Here is a 15,222-nt window from a genome sequence, read left to right on the forward strand (position 1 = left end):
GCAGGGAGTCATCGAATCGGGCTCACCAGCTTGAATGCCGGGCCTAAGGGAGCGCTGTCACCACCACATCCTGATACGCGGCCCGTCCATCAAACACGTTGACGCCAACCTTGCCTGAAGCCAACGCGGAGTCCGTCACGTCGATTACCTGCGCGCCGTCCACGGAGACCGTGATCCTGTTGCCGACAGCAAACATGTCCAGGCCATAGCTCACTCCATGGCCCAAGGCTGCGGGCGTGCTCGCAATGACGGTGAATACGCCGTCGACCAGCTTGAACACACGTACCTCGCGCAGGTTGGGGTCCAGGTTCACGTAATAGGCGCTAGATCCGTCGGCGGAGGATCTCAGCAACACCGAGCCTGCACCGCCGTACCCTTTCTCCGGAGCCAGGTCCCGGTTGAGGAGCTCGCCGTTGAACGGTTCGCCGCCGAACCGCACTGTTGCCTGCACTCTCACGTTGGCGAACGCGGCTGCGCTCATGGCCGTCGAATCCTTGTCGAACGTACCTGCCAAGCCCGCGCCTGTGCTCTCCCATTTTCCGCCGGGGACCACTGAATAGGCGCCGAGGTTATGCCGGGCCGTCCCACCCGCAGCAGGCAAAATGTTCGACGGCGGGGCGGCAGTCAGGCGGGCCGTGTCGCTGAGTTGGTGTACTTTGACGGACACCAGCCGCGCATTCCCTCCGGTGGCTGTGAAGGACAAGCCTGCGGAGGAAGGGTCAGGGAAGATCAGCGACGTGATGGCCGCGGTGCCATCCCCACCGAAGACTTCCACGGAGGACGCGTCCACCAGGATTCGAAGTTTCACGCGGCGCTCGGATCCCACCACCGTGGAGCTCCAGGGGGCCGAGGAATTGTCGGCCGTCGAACCCGCGAAGTACCGCGTGAAGTCCTCCCGCCCGGCAGTGCCGCGGTCCACGGTGAGTGCGGCAGCACCGGCGTCGTACTTCACCGTTGTCTCCTGGGCGCCCGAGGTTCCGTTGCCCCTCCTCAGCCCGAACGAGAAGGAGGTTGCCCCTCCGGAAGAAGGAATCCCTACCTCCGCCTCAAGCTCGAAAGATCTGCCCGCCGCACCGGCGAGCGCGTTGGCTGACGTTGGCGTGATGGTCACATCAGAGGCCTGCCAGATTGACGTCCGCAGGGACTCTTCCTCCACAACGGGAGTCTGCGTCAGCCGGAGCCCGGCGCCGGGAACGTCAGCGAGTTTGAGCTCGCGGGGGATGGACAATTGGCCATTCCAGCGGCCTGTGGGCGGGCTGAACGCGTAGTCCCAGTTGCTCATCCAACCGATCATGATGCGCCTGCCCTCGGGCGCGCCGAAGAAGCTCATGGCTGCGTAGTAGTCCCGGCCGCGATCGGCTTGAAGGACCTGCGAAGCGGCGGTGTCCGGGGTAAACGCTGCGCCGTTCCATGTGCCCGTCACATATTGGGCTGCCGAACCGTTCGTGGCCCGGACCGCCCCAGTACTCCACCACAGGACCCACCGCTTCACGCCCGGCTGTCCCTCCACAGGCATCTCGAAGAAGTCCGGGCATTCCCAGACGCCACCACGTACCCAGTCGCCGTAGCCGAAGGTGCTGGAGAAGGTCCAGTGGATGAGATCTGTGGAGGAGTAGAAGCGGATGTGGTCCCCAGCGGCCACCACCATGACCCATTTACTGGAAGCCGCGTCCCACGTGACCTTGGGGTCGCGGAAGTCCCACCCACCGTCGGGACCTCCCGGGTTTTCTACCACAGGATCGGCCTGGAGTGTCTGCCAGGTTCGCCCCTTATCCTTGCTGTAGGCGGCGCGGATGGACTGGTTTCCGTTCCAAGCATCATGGTTGAAGCTGGTGTAGTAGGCGATAAGCCCGGACCCGCCGTCGAAGAGGCCACTGGAGTCGGAGGCGTCCACCACCGCCGAGCCGGACCAAGACTCCCCCGCTGCCATGTGCGGGAGGGCGATGGGCAGTTGCTTCCAGTGCATCAGGTCTGCACTGACGGCGTGTGCCCAGCGCCCGCGGTCCTGATGGAAGAGGTGGTACTCACCGTCGAAATAGACCAGTCCGTTGGGATCAGAACTGGTACCCGAGTTCTGGCTGTAGTGGTAGCCGGGCTGGTAGAGGCCGTTCATGTACTGATCCACATCGTCTGCACGGACGTTCTGGAACCGGGCCGTTCCGGTGGTCAGCAGGGCGAAACCTTGCCCGGATAAGGTCGGAACCGCCCCATTTAGCACAGGCGTGCCATTAATCAAAACGGACGCTTCGCTGCCCTGGACAGTGAGCTGGACGCGGTTGAGTTGGCCGGCTTTGAAGCTGGTTGGGGGTAACGATCCGGAGTGCAGCAACGCCGAGGTGGCCCGGTTGTACAGTGTCGCCGTGCCCGCCCCGGGGTCGATCCTCAGTTCCAGGCCGCCGGTGCCGTCGGTAGCGCTGCGGACCACGACTGAGGCGGTGGCCGGCGAGGTGACGGTCAGGTCCAAGGAGGCAACGACGTCGGAAGCCACCGCCGGGATGAACCGCGCCGCGGTGGCACCCGCTGCGTCCGCTCGGAGCCCCTTGGCATCGGGCTCCCAGGAGCCGGCGGCCGGACGCCAACCCTGCAACGAAGTCTCAAGTCCTCGAAGGGTCATGCTCTGGAACACAGCGGTGCCGTTGAAGGAACCCAGCCCGACGTGACCCGACGCCTGGGCGGAATCCGTGGCGGTGATAGCGGGTGTGGCGCCGTTCGGGTCCAGGAAGTCGGTCTGCCAGTAGACGGCCAACTGGTTGCCCAGTGCCGTGACCCGCAGGCGATAGACCTGGTTGAGGGTTATGGCAGTGGTGAAGGTCCCCAGTGTGGCATTGTCCGAGACCCGGTAAAGGCGCAAACGTCCGGCGTTCGGGTCCACCTCCGCGGCGTAACCCGCTGTGCCCGCGGCGTTGGTGCGGAACAACAATGTGCCCACGCCGTATTGCGAGCCGACCTGAATGTCGGCGGAGAAGTCGACGTCAGTGGGTGACTGTCCTGTCGCGATGGCCCGGATGTTGCTGTTCGACGGCGCATCACCGCGGAAACCGGTGGCCGAGGCCTGCCAGCCGTTGGCGGTGACAGCCCATCCGCTCAGGTTGGTATCTATGGTCCGCACACCGGGAGTTCCGAAAGCCACGGTCCCGTTGAACGCGTGCAGGCCCACCCTCCCCGACTCGTAACGGTAGTCCGTGGCGTCGATCCTCTTGATGCCATCCACGGCAACGTAGATCCGAGGTCCATCCACATGGACATCCACGGTGTAGGCCTGCCCCGAATTCAGTGGCACGGGCACGGGGCTTACAACATCGTCTCCGGTCGCGAGGTCGAACAACCTCACCCGGTCCAGGTTGGGGTCGATCGTCGCGGCGTAACCCGCCCCGGCGTCGGGAGTTGCACGGAAGAGGAGCGCCCCCACACCGTAGGGACTCCCGGCGTCGACCGTCACCGAGGCGGTGTACCGGGCGGTTCCTGCAACCACTTGTTCGCTGGTGGCCGCCGCATTCTGGCCGGAAGGCGCGACGGCGGTGTACCCGCCGTGCGCTGTCCGGGTCCACGAACCGCTGACTCCGACGACATCCGGAATGGGGCTCGTGGTGCTGTTGAGGGTGACAGGCGCGGGGTCGAGGGCCACCGCCGGAGCAGTGACCCCCGTCCCCGCCAAGCCAACACCAAGGACCGCGGCCGTGAGGCCGGCAACTATTCTCTTATGCATTCAGATCGCCTTTGATCTCAGGGGTGAGAGAGCGTTCGCCAAAACCTCCTTTGATGTGAGAGAAGATCGGCGAAAAGCGCTCGGGATGTGAGAGAAGGATGGTTTGGGCGGGTGGTGCTAGGGGAAGAGGGGACGCGGACCTCCCCAGGAGTCGGCCATGGTCCAAGCATCGAAGCTCGCCAAGGTGACGGTACCCTCTTCCACAGTCAGGGTCACGCGCTCGCCGCCCAGGGTTGGGTAAACCCGGGCGGTGAGCGGCTTTCCATTCGCGAAAATCTCGACGGCGGACCGGTCCACCAGGACGCGCAGGCGCACACGTCCGTCAGGCATCGGGACGGGGCCGGACTTGTCCTCCACATCCACGCCAGGATCAAGGCTGCTCCGTGTGCGGTCGAGTCGGACGGTGCCGTTTTCGCCTTCGCGAGAGCAGCAGAGTTCGATAACCGTCTCCTCAGCACCGTCCCCTGATCCGAGGACGCCCAGTTGCAGCACAGAACCCGGTGTCAGCTGAACGTCCAACTCAAGGTCCAGCTGGTTCCCGGACACACCGGTCTCCACAGGCGTACCGCCCCCGACGAGCCTCTTGCCCGGTACGCTCACGTGGTTCCGCCGGAGCTTCTCAACCTCAGGAACCGGCGCAAAGTCCAGGGTTCCGTCATCGGCCAAGGTGGTGACCCGTGGCAGGCTCATGACGCCAGACCATCCTGCCTCCACCATGGCGGCATCACTGCGGCCTTCCTGCATCCAACCGAACATGATGCGCCGGCCCGATTCATCCTCGAACGACTGCGGAGCGTAGAAGAACCGCCCACCATAGTCGAGCCGGTGCAGGGCAGCGGGCTCGAACGCGTCCCCGGAGTAGCGTCCGGTCCAATACAACGGGTGGCGGGTATCGCCGTCGTCCCAGGCAGAGAAAACCAGCACATCAGGATCCTCGTCCGGCTGAACAGAACCGAGCGAGGCAGCACCCAAAGCACCCTCCCCCGCCCTGAACAGGTCCACGCATTCCCACATGGTCCCGGTCCAGTCGGTATCTGCAGGGTCGCCCTGCGAAGCGTCGCCGATGAAGAGGGGGCCGATGTACGTCCAGGTCCGCAGGTCCGCGGACTCGTACAGGAACGCCGTCCCACCGCGCCCCCGAATGCCCGAACCAACCAACTGCCGCCACACCGTGCCCTCCCGCCACACGCAGTGGTCCCGGTATGCGGTGATGTCGACGCCGGCGGGAGGGGCCGCGATCACCGGGTTTTCGGACACTTTGGTCCAGGTCATGAGGTCAGCAGATCCTACGGCAACGCAGGGCAGCTCACGCTCGTCGAGTCGTCCCGAGTACACCAAGGTGGGCGTACCGCCGTCGTTCACCAACACACCGGACCAGCACCCGTCCGCATCCGGACCCGCCGACGGCTCCAGGGCAATTGGCTGGTCCGTCCAGGTGATGAGGTCGGTGCTCGTGGCGTGGCCCCACTGGATACGGTGGTGGAACGCGCCCTCCGGGTTGTACTGGTAGAAGAGGTGGTAGACGCCGTTCCACTGGCTGACGCCATTGGGATCGTTGAGCCAGCCAGCCGGGGAAACAAAGTGGAATCGCGGCCGGAGAGGATCGGCTTCAGCGCGGGCAACCAGCTCGTCACGCGGAACGGTGGCGAGCGGGTGGGTCAGTTCAGTCATGCGGAAGCCTTCTTGTCTGTATGTGCAGTCGCCAGAGGTTCAGTCGCCACGGGTTCGGTTGCCAGCGCGTGTCCGCCCGCTCCAGCCCGCGGCCGGTAGAGGTGGCAGCGCACCCAGTGGCGGTTTGCGGCATCGCCCACCTGATGGCGTACAGGCTCGGAGGCGGAGCAGGCCTGGTGGGGATCGCCGTCGAAAGCGCAGCCCGTGGAAGCCATGACGGCCTGCCGCAGCTCAGCGCGGCGGACAGGATCGTAGGAACCTGCGCGCGCCGGGTCCGGAACGGCTGACACCAACAGTTGTGTGTAGGGGTGGGCCGGGTTGGCCAGCAAGTCCAGGGACTCCCCCTCTTCCACGAGTTCGCCGGCAAACATCACCGCGGTCCGGTCGGCCAAGTAGCGTGCCGAGGCGAGGTCGTGGGTGATGTAGAGCATGGAAATGCCTTGCTCGTCGCGGAGTTTCCGCATCAGGTTCAAAACGCCGATCCGCACTGACACGTCCAGCATGGACGTCGGTTCGTCGGCAAGGATGACCTGCGGCTCCACGGCGAGCGCCCGGGCGATCGCTACGCGTTGGCGCTGACCGCCGGAGAGTTCGTGCGGGTAGGAGTTGAGCATGTCGGCCTGCAGGCCAACGGTGGTCATGAGTTCCTCAAGACGGCGCTGGGTTTCGGACTCCGAGCCGCCCTTCCCATGGATGGCCAGCGATCTCCGCAGGAAGTGTTCAATCCTGTGGGCCGGATTGAGCGAACCGAACGGATCCTGGAAGACCATCTGCAGCTGTGACCGGAAGGCACGGGACGCTTGGAATCGGTCGCGCTTGAGGACGTCGACGCCGTCAACCAGGATCGCGCCGGAGCTCGGCTTTTCGAGCCGGGCAACACAGCGGGCCAGGGTGCTCTTGCCGGAACCGGACTCCCCCACGAGTGCCACGATTTCGCCGCGGCCAATGGTGAGGTCCACGCCGTGCAGGGCCCGGACGGATTGCCGGGAGAACAGGCCGCCGATGGGGAACGATTTGCCCAGGCCGCGGACTTCGAGAGCGGGTGTCTGGGTGGAAACGTCCGGCCGTGTGGGGGACAGTGCAGAGTGGCTCATCGTGCTGCTCCTTCCAGAACAAGTGCTTCAGCGTCGGCACCAAAGGGGGCCACCAGATGGCCTGGTGCCACCTCGGTGAGATCGGGGATGTTCCGGAACTTCACGCCGTCGGGCAGTCCCGTGAGCGGAACGCGAGGACCGGTGAGCGGCGGGAACGCACCCATGAGCGCCTGTGTATAGGGGTGGCGCGGGTTGGCGTAGACGTCCTGGGCCTTGGCCGTCTCCACAATCCGGCCGCCGTACATGACGGCCATGCGGTGCGAGAGCTCCACCATGAGGGACATGTCGTGGGTAATGAAGAGGACGGAGAACCCGAGTTCGCGCTGGAGTTCCTTGATTTGGGCCATAATTTCCTGCTGCACCACCACATCCAGTGCGGTAGTTGGTTCGTCCAGGATCAGCAGCGACGGCTTGAGGGCAACGGCCATGGCAATCACTGCCCGTTGCCTCATGCCACCTGAGAGCTGGTGAGGGTAGGACTTCAGGCGCGCGGGGTCGATCCTGACGAGCTCCAGCAGATCGCCCGCCCGGCGGAGGGATTCCTTGCGAGAGTAACCGGCGTGCGTGGTGAAGATGTCCACGATCTGTTCGCCGATGGTGAGCACCGGGTTGAGCGAATTCATGGCAGACTGGAACACCATGGCTACGTCCTGCCACCGGAATCGCCGCAGTTCCTCCGGGCTCATGGCCAGGACGTCCTTGCCGCCAAAGGAGATGCTGCCCCCGGCGATCTTGGCCGGGTCCTTCAGGAGCCGCATGATCGAGTTGGCAATGGTCGATTTCCCACAACCCGATTCACCGGCCAGCCCGAACACCTCACCGGTGCCGATGCTGAAGGAAACGCGATCGACGGCGGTGGTTGAGCGGGTATCGCCCACGTACTTCACGGTGAGGTCCTTGACGTCCAGGACGGGCTCATGGGAGCCGAAGGAGACTTGGGAGACAGTCACTTGGCGGCGCTCCTTTCTGTGGTTGCAGGGGTCTTGGGTGTCTTGATCTTCCGCAGCCGCGGATTGGTAACCTCGTCCACGGCGTAGTTGATAAGTGCCAGGGCGAAGGCGACCAAGGCGATGCAAACGCCGGAGGGAACAAAGACCCACCAGCTACCGGTCAGCAGGGCGCCTTCATTTCCGGCCCAGAAGAGGTTGTTGCCCCACGAGACCGTGCTGACATCGCCCAGGCCCAGGAACTCGAGACCAGCCTGCGCACCGATGCCGTAAATGACGCAAGCCAGCAGCGTACCCATGACGATCGAGGCCATGTTCGGCAGGATCTCGCGGAACATGATCCGGCCCGCCCGTTCACCGGACACCACGGCTGCGGCCACGAAGTCCTTGGAACGGATGGACAATGCCTGCGAGCGCAGCACACGTGCCGAACCGGCCCATCCTGTGACCACGAGGACCAGGATCACTGTGCCAAGGCCCGGTGGCAGGAATGCGGCCAGGATGACCAGCAACGGCAGGCCGGGAAGGAGCAGGAAGACGTTGGTCACCAAAGAGAGTGCTTCGTCGATGAACTTGCCGAAGTAGGCAGAAGCAAGGCCCACCAGGATGCCGACGAACGTGGACGCGAAGCCTACGGTGAGCCCGACGAACAGTGAACTTCGTGAGCCGTGGACGGTCAGTGCGAGCACGTCCTGTCCCTTGGCGGTGGTGCCCAGCCAGTGCTCGGGGGAGGGTTCCAGCGAGGCCATCCCGGTGATCCGCGACGGATCGCCAGGGAAGAGCACGGGTGCCAGCAACGCTAGTGCGATGAATACGAGCATCACGGTCATGCCCAGCATGGCCTTTTTATTGGTGAGGAGCCCGTGGACGAAGCTGCGGTTGGGCTTGCGGACAGCCTGGCTTGGAGTTGGCTGCTTCAGAAGTGCGGTTGTCATGATCAGTCCTCTAGTTGCTGCGCACGCGCGGATCGAGGCGGACGTAGAGGATGTCCACCAGGAAGTTCGCCAGCAGCACGGCGGCGGTGATGGTCAGGAAGAGGCCCTGCATGAGGGGGTAGTCCAGGCCTTGGACGGCGTTGAGGAGTTGGTAGCCCACGCCGGGATATGCGAACACCACCTCGGTGAGCAGCGCACCTCCCACCACGAAACCTAGTCCCATGCCGAAGCTCGTGACGGACGGCAGCATCGCATTTCGGGCTGCATAACGGAGCATGATGCGGCCCGGCCTAAGACCCTTGGCCTCGGCCATGGTGATGTAGTCCTCGGAGTTCGTGGCGATCATGGTGTTGCGCATGCCCAACATCCAGCCACCAATGGAAACGAGCACGATCGTCAGCGCCGGCAGCACGAGGTGCGCACCGACGTCGCCGATGAACTCCCACGTAAACCCGGGTTCCAAACCATCCGTGAACGCGTGGCGGATCGGGAACCAACCCAGCACCACACCGAACAGGTACAGGGCACCCATCGCGAGCCAGAAGTAGGGAAACGAGCCGATGAAAACGAGCACCGGCGGCAGTGCCGAGTCGATCGCGCCACCCCGCCGCCAAGCGGCCAGGATGCCCAGCAGGTTACCCACGACGGCGGCGATCACCAGTGCGGTTCCGCCCAGCAGGAGGGTCCACCCGATCTGGGCAGAGATAACCTCCGTGACCGGTGTTGGAAAACGGGAGATGGAGACGCCCATCTGGCCGGTGAAGATGTTGTGCATGTAGTCGACGTATTGCTCCCAAATGGGCCGATCGTCCACGCCAAGAAGCTTGCGCAGGGCCTCGATCTGTTCGGGCTGCATTCTGTCCTGGGAGCGGGCAAACATGCGGGAGACGGGGTCGCCGGGCATGAAGCGCGGGAGCAGGAAATTCAGGGTGATGGATGCCCAGAAGGCGATCAGGTAGAAACCCAGGCGGCGCAGGATAAAGCGCACGGTTTCCCTCCATTCGGGAATTGCGGAAAGTTTGGGGCACGCCCGGCGGGGGCTATCAGGTGGCGGCTCGCCGCCGGGCGTGCAGTGTGAAGGATTACTTACGCGGTTCCAGCGTGGTCAGCACCAGGACTGTGGTGGGAGACCGTACCGAGAGGGTTGCGTACGGGTTGCCTTCGGTGGGCCAGCCGGTGAAGCGGGTGTCATTGAAGGCACCCCACTCCGGGCCGGAGAACAGCGGCACCAGCGGTGCGACGTCGTTGTACTCTTCCTGGAGCTTGTTGGCGATGTCCTTCTGCTTGGACTCGTCGGCCTCTGCTGCGAAGTCGGCCAGCAGGGCATCAGCCTTGGTGTCACCGAAGCGGTGGTAGTTGTCGAACGTCTTGGTTCCCACCGGCTTCACGGTTGCCGTGCCCATGGAGGTGTTGAAGTACTTGTAAGGGCTGGGGTCGTTGGCGCTCCATACGATGCCGGAATCGAAGTCGCCCGTCTCGTAACCCGCAACCACGGCTGCCCAGTCCGGGGAGTCAACCTTTGCCGTGACGCCAACCTCGGCGAGGTTCTGCGAAATCACGTTGGCTACTGAAAGCCAGTCAGAAGACGAAGCGCCCACGGAGATCTTGAACTCGAACGGCGAGCCATCCTTCAGTTTGCGCTTGCCATCAGCACCCTTGGCGTAGCCAGCCTTGTCCAGCAGCTCGTTGGCCTTCTGCACATCCAGCTTGGTCCAGGTGCAGTTGTCCTTGACCTCGGAGTTCTTCCACTTCTCGTAGTTCCCGGAAAGGCCAGTGCAGTCCGCGGGCTTGGCGTAGCCGCTCATGCCGATCTTGGTGACTTGGTCACGGTCAACAGCCATGCTCAGTGCCTTGCGAACATCAACGTCGTTGAAGGGAGCCTTGGTGGTGTTGAGCTGCCAGTTGATCATGGCGCCCGTGGCCGGGAACCAGTACTGGCGGTGCTCCTTGTCCTTGGAGACGAACGTCTTTTCGATGTTCGGGATGTATTGCGGGGCCCAGTCGACGTCCCCGTTCGCAGCGGCGAGGTTGGCGCCGTCGTTCCCTGCGAAGGCGAGCATCTTGATGCCGGCGATCTTCTGCTTTTCCGGCTGCCAGTAATTGGGGTTCTTCTTCAGTACGAAGGACTGGGCCTGGAAGCTGTCCACTTCCGTGTAGGGGCCGGTGCCCACAGGCTTGGCGTTGGCATCCTTCTCCGGGTCGGCCAGCGCGGACCAGATGTGCTTGGGCAGGATGCTGAGCTGACCGACGTCGTAAAGCGCCGGCGACCACGGCTTATTGAAGTTGAACGTGACCTTGTTAGTGCCATCAGCCGTTACGCTGTCCAGGTACTCGTAGCCGCCCTTGATCTTCTTCTGCAGCTCAAACGTGTAAGCCACGTCGTCAGCGACGAAGGGCTGGCCGTCGGACCACTTCACGCCGTCCCGCAACGTGAAGGTGATCGATTTGCCGTCGTCGGCCGCCTTCCACTCAGTTGCGAGCCACGGCACCGTGTCTCCCTTTGCCGGGTTGAAGATCAGCAAGGACTCGTAGATGGACTGCTGGACCATCGGGTTGACGGTGGGTGCGAACGGGTTGAAGTTCTGCACGAACGTGCCCATGTCCTCACGCGGGATGGTGAGGAACGCGCTCGCGTTTGCTGCGGCGTCCGTGCCGGCGGTCTTGTTGACGGTGGCGGCACAGCCGGTCAGCAGCATAGCGCCCACCGCCAGTCCGGCCGCCGTGATGCGGGCAGACCTCAGGAATCGGGGTTGTGTCATGATGGTTATCTCTTTCCTATCTTCATCGTCCAAGGTGAAGGGGTGGGTAAGGGGTTTGCTCTTCGAGGTTGATTTCGCGGTCAGACCGAAGAGCGTTCTAGCAGCGGACAGTCGACCAATTGCTGGTCGGCAATGATCGGCTGTCCTGCTGTAAGAGCGGCGAGCGTCTGGACTCCCAGGGCTCCCATTTTTTGGAACGGCAACGCAACGGTGGTCAGCTTTGGCCTCAGGTAGGCCGCAATCAGCTCCTGGTTATCGAAGCCGATCACTGCGATGTCTCCGGGGATGGTCAGGCCCCGTTCTTTGATGGCGTCGTAGGCGCCCATCGCCATGCGGTCGTTGAGGCAGAACAGCGCGGTTGGCCTGTCCTGTTGGGGATAGCGGTCCAGAATCCGGCATGCGGCTTCGTAGCCGCCGTCGGCCGTTGCGTATCCGGACACCACCAGTTCCGGATCCAGCTCAAGTCCTGCGACGGCCAGTGCTTCGCGGGCACCCTCCAATCGCCCGACTGCTGCGGGAATGACCGGGTCAAGGTTGATGATTCCGATCCGGGTGTGGCCGGCTTGAAGCAAGCGCTCGACGGCGACCCTGCCACCCGCACGCTCGTCAGGGACGATCGAGGGCAGCTTTCCGTCCGCGTCGAAGCAGTTGATCAAGACGGTTGGTACTTCGTTGGCACTCTGCGGAACGTGCACGCCCCGGTGAAAGGTGGCTGCGTAGAGCAGTCCTTCCACGCGTTGTTCCAGCAGCTTTTCAATGGCGGCATCTTCCAAGCCTTTGTTGGGTCCTACGGCATCGGCCTGGTCGGAGGGCGCGATGAGCAGGAACCGACGATCAAGCCAGGCTTGGTCCTGGGCACCTTTGATGATGTCGACGGCGAACGGTGCCGTCACGATCTCGGTGACAAGCCCGTACCAATCACTGCGCTGGGATGCCAGCGCACGTGCTCCGGCGTTCGGGCGGTAGCCCAGTGCCTGCACGGCGTCGTTGATACGGGTCCGGGTTTCCTCGGAGATGCTGGCGTTTTCGCGGTTGCTCAGCACGAACGAGACTGCGGTCCGGGAGACGCCGGCGTGCTTGGCGACGTCATTCATGGTGACTCCCCGCTGCCGCACAGCCGCGGCTTTGTTGGGGGTGGTGCTTTTCGCCATTGAATGCTCCGGTGTTGGTTCGGGTTGGTGATGCTTATTGTTAGAACGGAATTTGGTAACGCGCGTTACTTGGAACGTGTGATTCAGGTTACGCGCGTTACCTGTTTCCTGTCAACGTCTTCTTTTGACCCACCCCCGCCCGACTCGACGACGCGCTGTGCACAAGACGGCTCCTCCCGTCTTGCACGCAGCGAAGCATCGAATCGGGCAATCTCCCTCGGCCGGCGCAGCCACCAGCCCAGTCCAGCGCAGCCACCAGCCCTGCCCGGCGCAGCCACCAGCCAGCACCGCGCTAGGCTTCTGCCATGGCATTGATAGCTCCCCGCGTTACAGCTGGCCTCCCCGCCGACGACGCCCGGAATCTCGCACGCTCCCTCCAAGACAGCGACGACATCACCGTGTTCGTTGATGGCACGGTCCACCGCCTCCCCGATCAGGCGAGGGACGCCGTCGTCGATCTTCTTGCTCGGCTGAGCCGGGGCGAAACCGTCACGGTCAGCAGCGTGGAGGAAATGCTCACGACGTCCCAGGCCGCGGAGCTCGCAGGCATTTCCCACACCTACCTGCGCAATATGACCGACCGCGGAGAGATCCCCGTGGAATACCGCGGCACGCATCGGCGGATCCGTCAGGCTGCGATCATCGCGTGGCTGGAAACCCAGAAGCGCAAGCAGGCCGAAGCCACCATCGAAGATGACAGCCGGGATGGCCCCGGAAATGACGCACCCGGCGGCTAAAAGCGTCGGAGTGATAAGGATCAAGCAACGATCCCAGCCAACGGGCCAGCACCTGATTAGCCCGGGGTTACGCTTGTTTGGTGGGCAATTTCAAAGGGTGGCATATCGTGGCCGGGGTGGCCGCAATGGCCCTTGCCGCACCCTTGGGATCGGCCATGGGATTGAACTTCGTAGCCACCTTCATGTTTGCGTGCGTCGTCTTCGTCGCGGTCGCCATGTGGACAGAATCCAAAATCGCCCGACGCCGGGAAGCGGCCGATGCTACAGGCACCCCTGACGTTTCACGTCCCACAAGCGACCCCGCCGAATCGGACGACGCCACCCGGGATTAGCCCGCGGGCGGGTCGAACAGCCCCAAATCCGAACCAGGGCTGTTTCAATAGCGGTATGGCTTCGAGTCCCCGCTCCGTCATTTGGCCCGTTGTGCACGATGAGCGTCGTGCACTGATCCACGATCTGGAACCCCTTCCCGAGCCACTCTGGGAGACGCCTTCACTCTGCCCGGGCTGGGACATCCATGACGTCCTGGCGCACGTTGTGGACAGCGCAAAGACCACCCGCTTGGGCTTCATCAGGCGAATGATTGAAGCCCGCTTCGACTTCGACCGCGACAACGCCGTGGGCGTGGAACGGGAAAAGGCCAAGGATCCCGGCCGCACGCTGACCGCGCTACGTGCTGTAGTGTCTCGGACATCGGGGCCGCCGGCGGGGATTGCCACCCGATTGGTGGAAGCATTCGTCCATGGCGAAGACATCCGGCGCCCCCTGGGCATGACACGCAACTACCCGGCCGAGCAGGTCGCGTTGGCTCTTGGTTACCAGGTCAAGACAACAACAAGGATGGGCGGCGGCAAGGAGATAGCCGCAGGCTGGCGACTGGTTGCCACGGACACCGATTTCCAGCACGGCGACGGCCCGGAGGTTCAAGGACCAGCCATTTCCCTGCTTCTCGCTGTTTCAGGACGGCTAGTGTCTGAGGACGAGCTAACCGGTCCCGGAGCTCCGGTGTTCCTGGAACAGGCCCGGCCTTGACGGGGCGCCGAGGGACGCGGACCACGCTACTGTGTGCCGACGTCGAGGCTTGCGGCCTAGGGGGTCGGATTCTCTGGACGGAAGGAACGCCGCCTCCAGGGACGCACGGGAGCGACCAGCCGGCCTTCATCCTTATCCACGGAATCGGCGTCTCGCATCGCTACCTTGCGCGCCTTCACGGCGTCCTGGCAGCGGGCGCGCCCACCTACTCGCTGGACCTCCCAGGCTTTGCGGGTACTCCCAAGCCCGGGCGGCAACTGTCCGTGGAAGACTACGGTGCATTCATTGCTGAGGCGCTGAAGGCCTGCGGCATCGAGTCGTACATCCTGGTAGGCCACTCGATGGGCGTGCAGTTCGCCATTGAAGCGGCCCTCCACACGCCCGAACGCGCCTTGCACCTTGTCCTTATGGGTCCCGTGGTGGACTCACGACACAAGAACGTGGCACAGCAGTCGCTCGCACTGTTCCTGGACGGAGTACTCCGCGAAAGCCCATCGTCCAACTGGGTCGTGATCACGGACTACCTTCAATGCGGTCCGCGCTGGTACATGACGGAGCTGCCCGTGATGATGAGCTACCCAACGGAGAAGCAGCTGGCCAAAGTCCGGATTCCCGTGCTGGTGCTCCGCGGCAGCCGCGATCATGTGGCAGGGCCGGAGTGGTCGCTTAGGCTCTCCCGGGCGGTACTCCAGGGGCGCCTCGTTGAAATCCCCGGAGTAGGGCACGTCGCCCAGCACATGCGGCCGAAGGCCGTGGCGGATGCCATCATGAGCTTCGTTTCGGCAACGTCCCGCTCCAACTAGGCGTATTCGTACGACGGCGGCGCCAGCTTGGGATGCCCCTTGTTGGGTTTGCGATCCGGAGACTAGGCTGGCCGGGCAGGCACAATAGTAAGTTTGCTTAGGAAGGGTGACCATGACCAGCTATGACCCTGAGGACGATCCCCGGACCTTCGGAGGTTCCGACGCCGCCGAGCCAGCCGACACGACAGGCGATGTGCACACCGATCCGGATATGCACCAGGACGAAGACGACGACCCCGCTGCCTCCGCCAATCCCGATCCGTTGGATGGCAACGTCACAGGACTTGAGCCCGGCGGTGGAGTTCCCCCGGGCGAAACCCCGCCGGCCGAGGGCAGCATGAGCAGCGACCAAGGGCACGAAGAATAGCTCGTCGCCAAGCCGCTATC

At 63.7% G+C, this 15,222-nt stretch carries 13 protein-coding genes; 5 read left to right on the top strand and 8 right to left on the bottom strand.

Annotated features, from left to right (window positions below):
- Window positions 1–43 precede the first annotated feature (43 nt).
- The 8 genes from ACFX4T_RS14210 to ACFX4T_RS14245 all read right to left on the bottom strand — a co-directional run bounded on the left by ACFX4T_RS14210 (window position 44) and on the right by ACFX4T_RS14245 (window position 12,263).
- On the bottom strand, window positions 44–3,706 hold the full coding sequence (locus ACFX4T_RS14210) for a GH32 C-terminal domain-containing protein (RefSeq protein ID WP_377652440.1): 3,663 nt from the start codon (window positions 3,704–3,706) through the stop codon (window positions 44–46).
- Between the two features lie 117 nt (window positions 3,707–3,823).
- On the bottom strand, window positions 3,824–5,377 hold the full coding sequence (locus tag ACFX4T_RS14215) for a glycoside hydrolase family 32 protein (protein ID WP_377652441.1): 1,554 nt from the start codon (window positions 5,375–5,377) through the stop codon (window positions 3,824–3,826).
- The gene (locus tag ACFX4T_RS14220; RefSeq protein WP_216926279.1) at window positions 5,374–6,471 is read right to left on the bottom strand and encodes an ABC transporter ATP-binding protein; all 1,098 of its coding nucleotides are present in this window, start codon (window positions 6,469–6,471) and stop codon (window positions 5,374–5,376) included. Before ACFX4T_RS14220 ends, ACFX4T_RS14215 begins: the two co-directional genes overlap by 4 nt.
- A complete protein-coding gene (locus ACFX4T_RS14225) occupies window positions 6,468–7,421 on the bottom strand; it encodes an ABC transporter ATP-binding protein (protein WP_377652442.1) in 954 nt (317 codons plus the stop codon). The genes ACFX4T_RS14220 and ACFX4T_RS14225 overlap by 4 nt, the downstream gene beginning before the upstream one ends.
- Window positions 7,418–8,353: an ABC transporter permease gene (locus tag ACFX4T_RS14230; protein WP_377652443.1), complete on the bottom strand. Its 936-nt coding sequence runs from the start codon at window positions 8,351–8,353 to the stop codon at window positions 7,418–7,420. Before ACFX4T_RS14230 ends, ACFX4T_RS14225 begins: the two co-directional genes overlap by 4 nt.
- Before the next feature lie 10 nt (window positions 8,354–8,363).
- A complete protein-coding gene (locus ACFX4T_RS14235; protein ID WP_056080554.1) occupies window positions 8,364–9,341 on the bottom strand; it encodes an ABC transporter permease in 978 nt (325 codons plus the stop codon).
- Between the two features lie 94 nt (window positions 9,342–9,435).
- Window positions 9,436–11,112 carry an ABC transporter substrate-binding protein gene (locus ACFX4T_RS14240; protein WP_216926276.1) on the bottom strand — a complete coding sequence of 559 codons (1,677 nt, stop codon included), beginning with the start codon at window positions 11,110–11,112 and terminating at the stop codon, window positions 9,436–9,438.
- Window positions 11,113–11,192: 80 nt separating this feature from the next.
- On the bottom strand, window positions 11,193–12,263 hold the full coding sequence (locus ACFX4T_RS14245) for a LacI family DNA-binding transcriptional regulator (RefSeq protein ID WP_216926275.1): 1,071 nt from the start codon (window positions 12,261–12,263) through the stop codon (window positions 11,193–11,195).
- Window positions 12,264–12,568: 305 nt separating this feature from the next.
- On the opposite strand from ACFX4T_RS14245, the gene ACFX4T_RS14250 reads away from it, so the two are divergent.
- The 5 genes from ACFX4T_RS14250 to ACFX4T_RS14270 all read left to right on the top strand — a co-directional run bounded on the left by ACFX4T_RS14250 (window position 12,569) and on the right by ACFX4T_RS14270 (window position 15,202).
- Window positions 12,569–13,000, top strand: a complete 432-nt coding sequence (locus ACFX4T_RS14250; protein ID WP_216926274.1) for a helix-turn-helix domain-containing protein — start codon at window positions 12,569–12,571, stop codon at window positions 12,998–13,000.
- Window positions 13,001–13,080: 80 nt separating this feature from the next.
- Window positions 13,081–13,332, top strand: a complete 252-nt coding sequence (locus tag ACFX4T_RS14255) for a hypothetical protein (protein WP_223947223.1) — start codon at window positions 13,081–13,083, stop codon at window positions 13,330–13,332.
- A 55-nt stretch (window positions 13,333–13,387) separates the two neighbouring features.
- Window positions 13,388–14,032, top strand: coding sequence for a maleylpyruvate isomerase family mycothiol-dependent enzyme (locus ACFX4T_RS14260; RefSeq protein WP_377652444.1), 645 nt, complete (start codon window positions 13,388–13,390; stop codon window positions 14,030–14,032).
- Window positions 14,029–14,835 carry an alpha/beta fold hydrolase gene (locus ACFX4T_RS14265; protein ID WP_377652445.1) on the top strand — a complete coding sequence of 269 codons (807 nt, stop codon included), beginning with the start codon at window positions 14,029–14,031 and terminating at the stop codon, window positions 14,833–14,835. Before ACFX4T_RS14260 ends, ACFX4T_RS14265 begins: the two co-directional genes overlap by 4 nt.
- Window positions 14,836–14,947: 112 nt before the next feature.
- Window positions 14,948–15,202 carry a DUF6480 family protein gene (locus ACFX4T_RS14270; RefSeq protein WP_377652446.1) on the top strand — a complete coding sequence of 85 codons (255 nt, stop codon included), beginning with the start codon at window positions 14,948–14,950 and terminating at the stop codon, window positions 15,200–15,202.
- Window positions 15,203–15,222 lie beyond the last annotated feature (20 nt).

It is taken from the genome of Paenarthrobacter sp. YIM B13468, assembly GCF_042788025.1.
In the GTDB taxonomy this organism is placed as follows: Bacteria; Actinomycetota; Actinomycetes; order Actinomycetales; family Micrococcaceae; genus Arthrobacter; species Arthrobacter aromaticivorans.

What these genes read in the sequence shown, in the direction of transcription:
- ACFX4T_RS14220 (WP_216926279.1), bottom strand. Translation starts at nt 6,471, where the DNA reads ATGAGCCACTCTGCACTGTCCCCCACACGGCCGGACGTTTCCACCCAG.
- ACFX4T_RS14270 (WP_377652446.1), top strand. Translation starts at nt 14,948, where the DNA reads ATGACCAGCTATGACCCTGAGGACGATCCCCGGACCTTCGGAGGTTCC.
- ACFX4T_RS14240 (WP_216926276.1), bottom strand. Translation starts at nt 11,112, where the DNA reads ATGACACAACCCCGATTCCTGAGGTCTGCCCGCATCACGGCGGCCGGA.
- ACFX4T_RS14245 (WP_216926275.1), bottom strand. Translation starts at nt 12,263, where the DNA reads ATGGCGAAAAGCACCACCCCCAACAAAGCCGCGGCTGTGCGGCAGCGG.
- ACFX4T_RS14250 (WP_216926274.1), top strand. Translation starts at nt 12,569, where the DNA reads ATGGCATTGATAGCTCCCCGCGTTACAGCTGGCCTCCCCGCCGACGAC.
- ACFX4T_RS14210 (WP_377652440.1), bottom strand. Translation starts at nt 3,706, where the DNA reads ATGCATAAGAGAATAGTTGCCGGCCTCACGGCCGCGGTCCTTGGTGTT.
- ACFX4T_RS14230 (WP_377652443.1), bottom strand. Translation starts at nt 8,353, where the DNA reads ATGACAACCGCACTTCTGAAGCAGCCAACTCCAAGCCAGGCTGTCCGC.
- ACFX4T_RS14260 (WP_377652444.1), top strand. Translation starts at nt 13,388, where the DNA reads ATGGCTTCGAGTCCCCGCTCCGTCATTTGGCCCGTTGTGCACGATGAG.
- ACFX4T_RS14215 (WP_377652441.1), bottom strand. Translation starts at nt 5,377, where the DNA reads ATGACTGAACTGACCCACCCGCTCGCCACCGTTCCGCGTGACGAGCTG.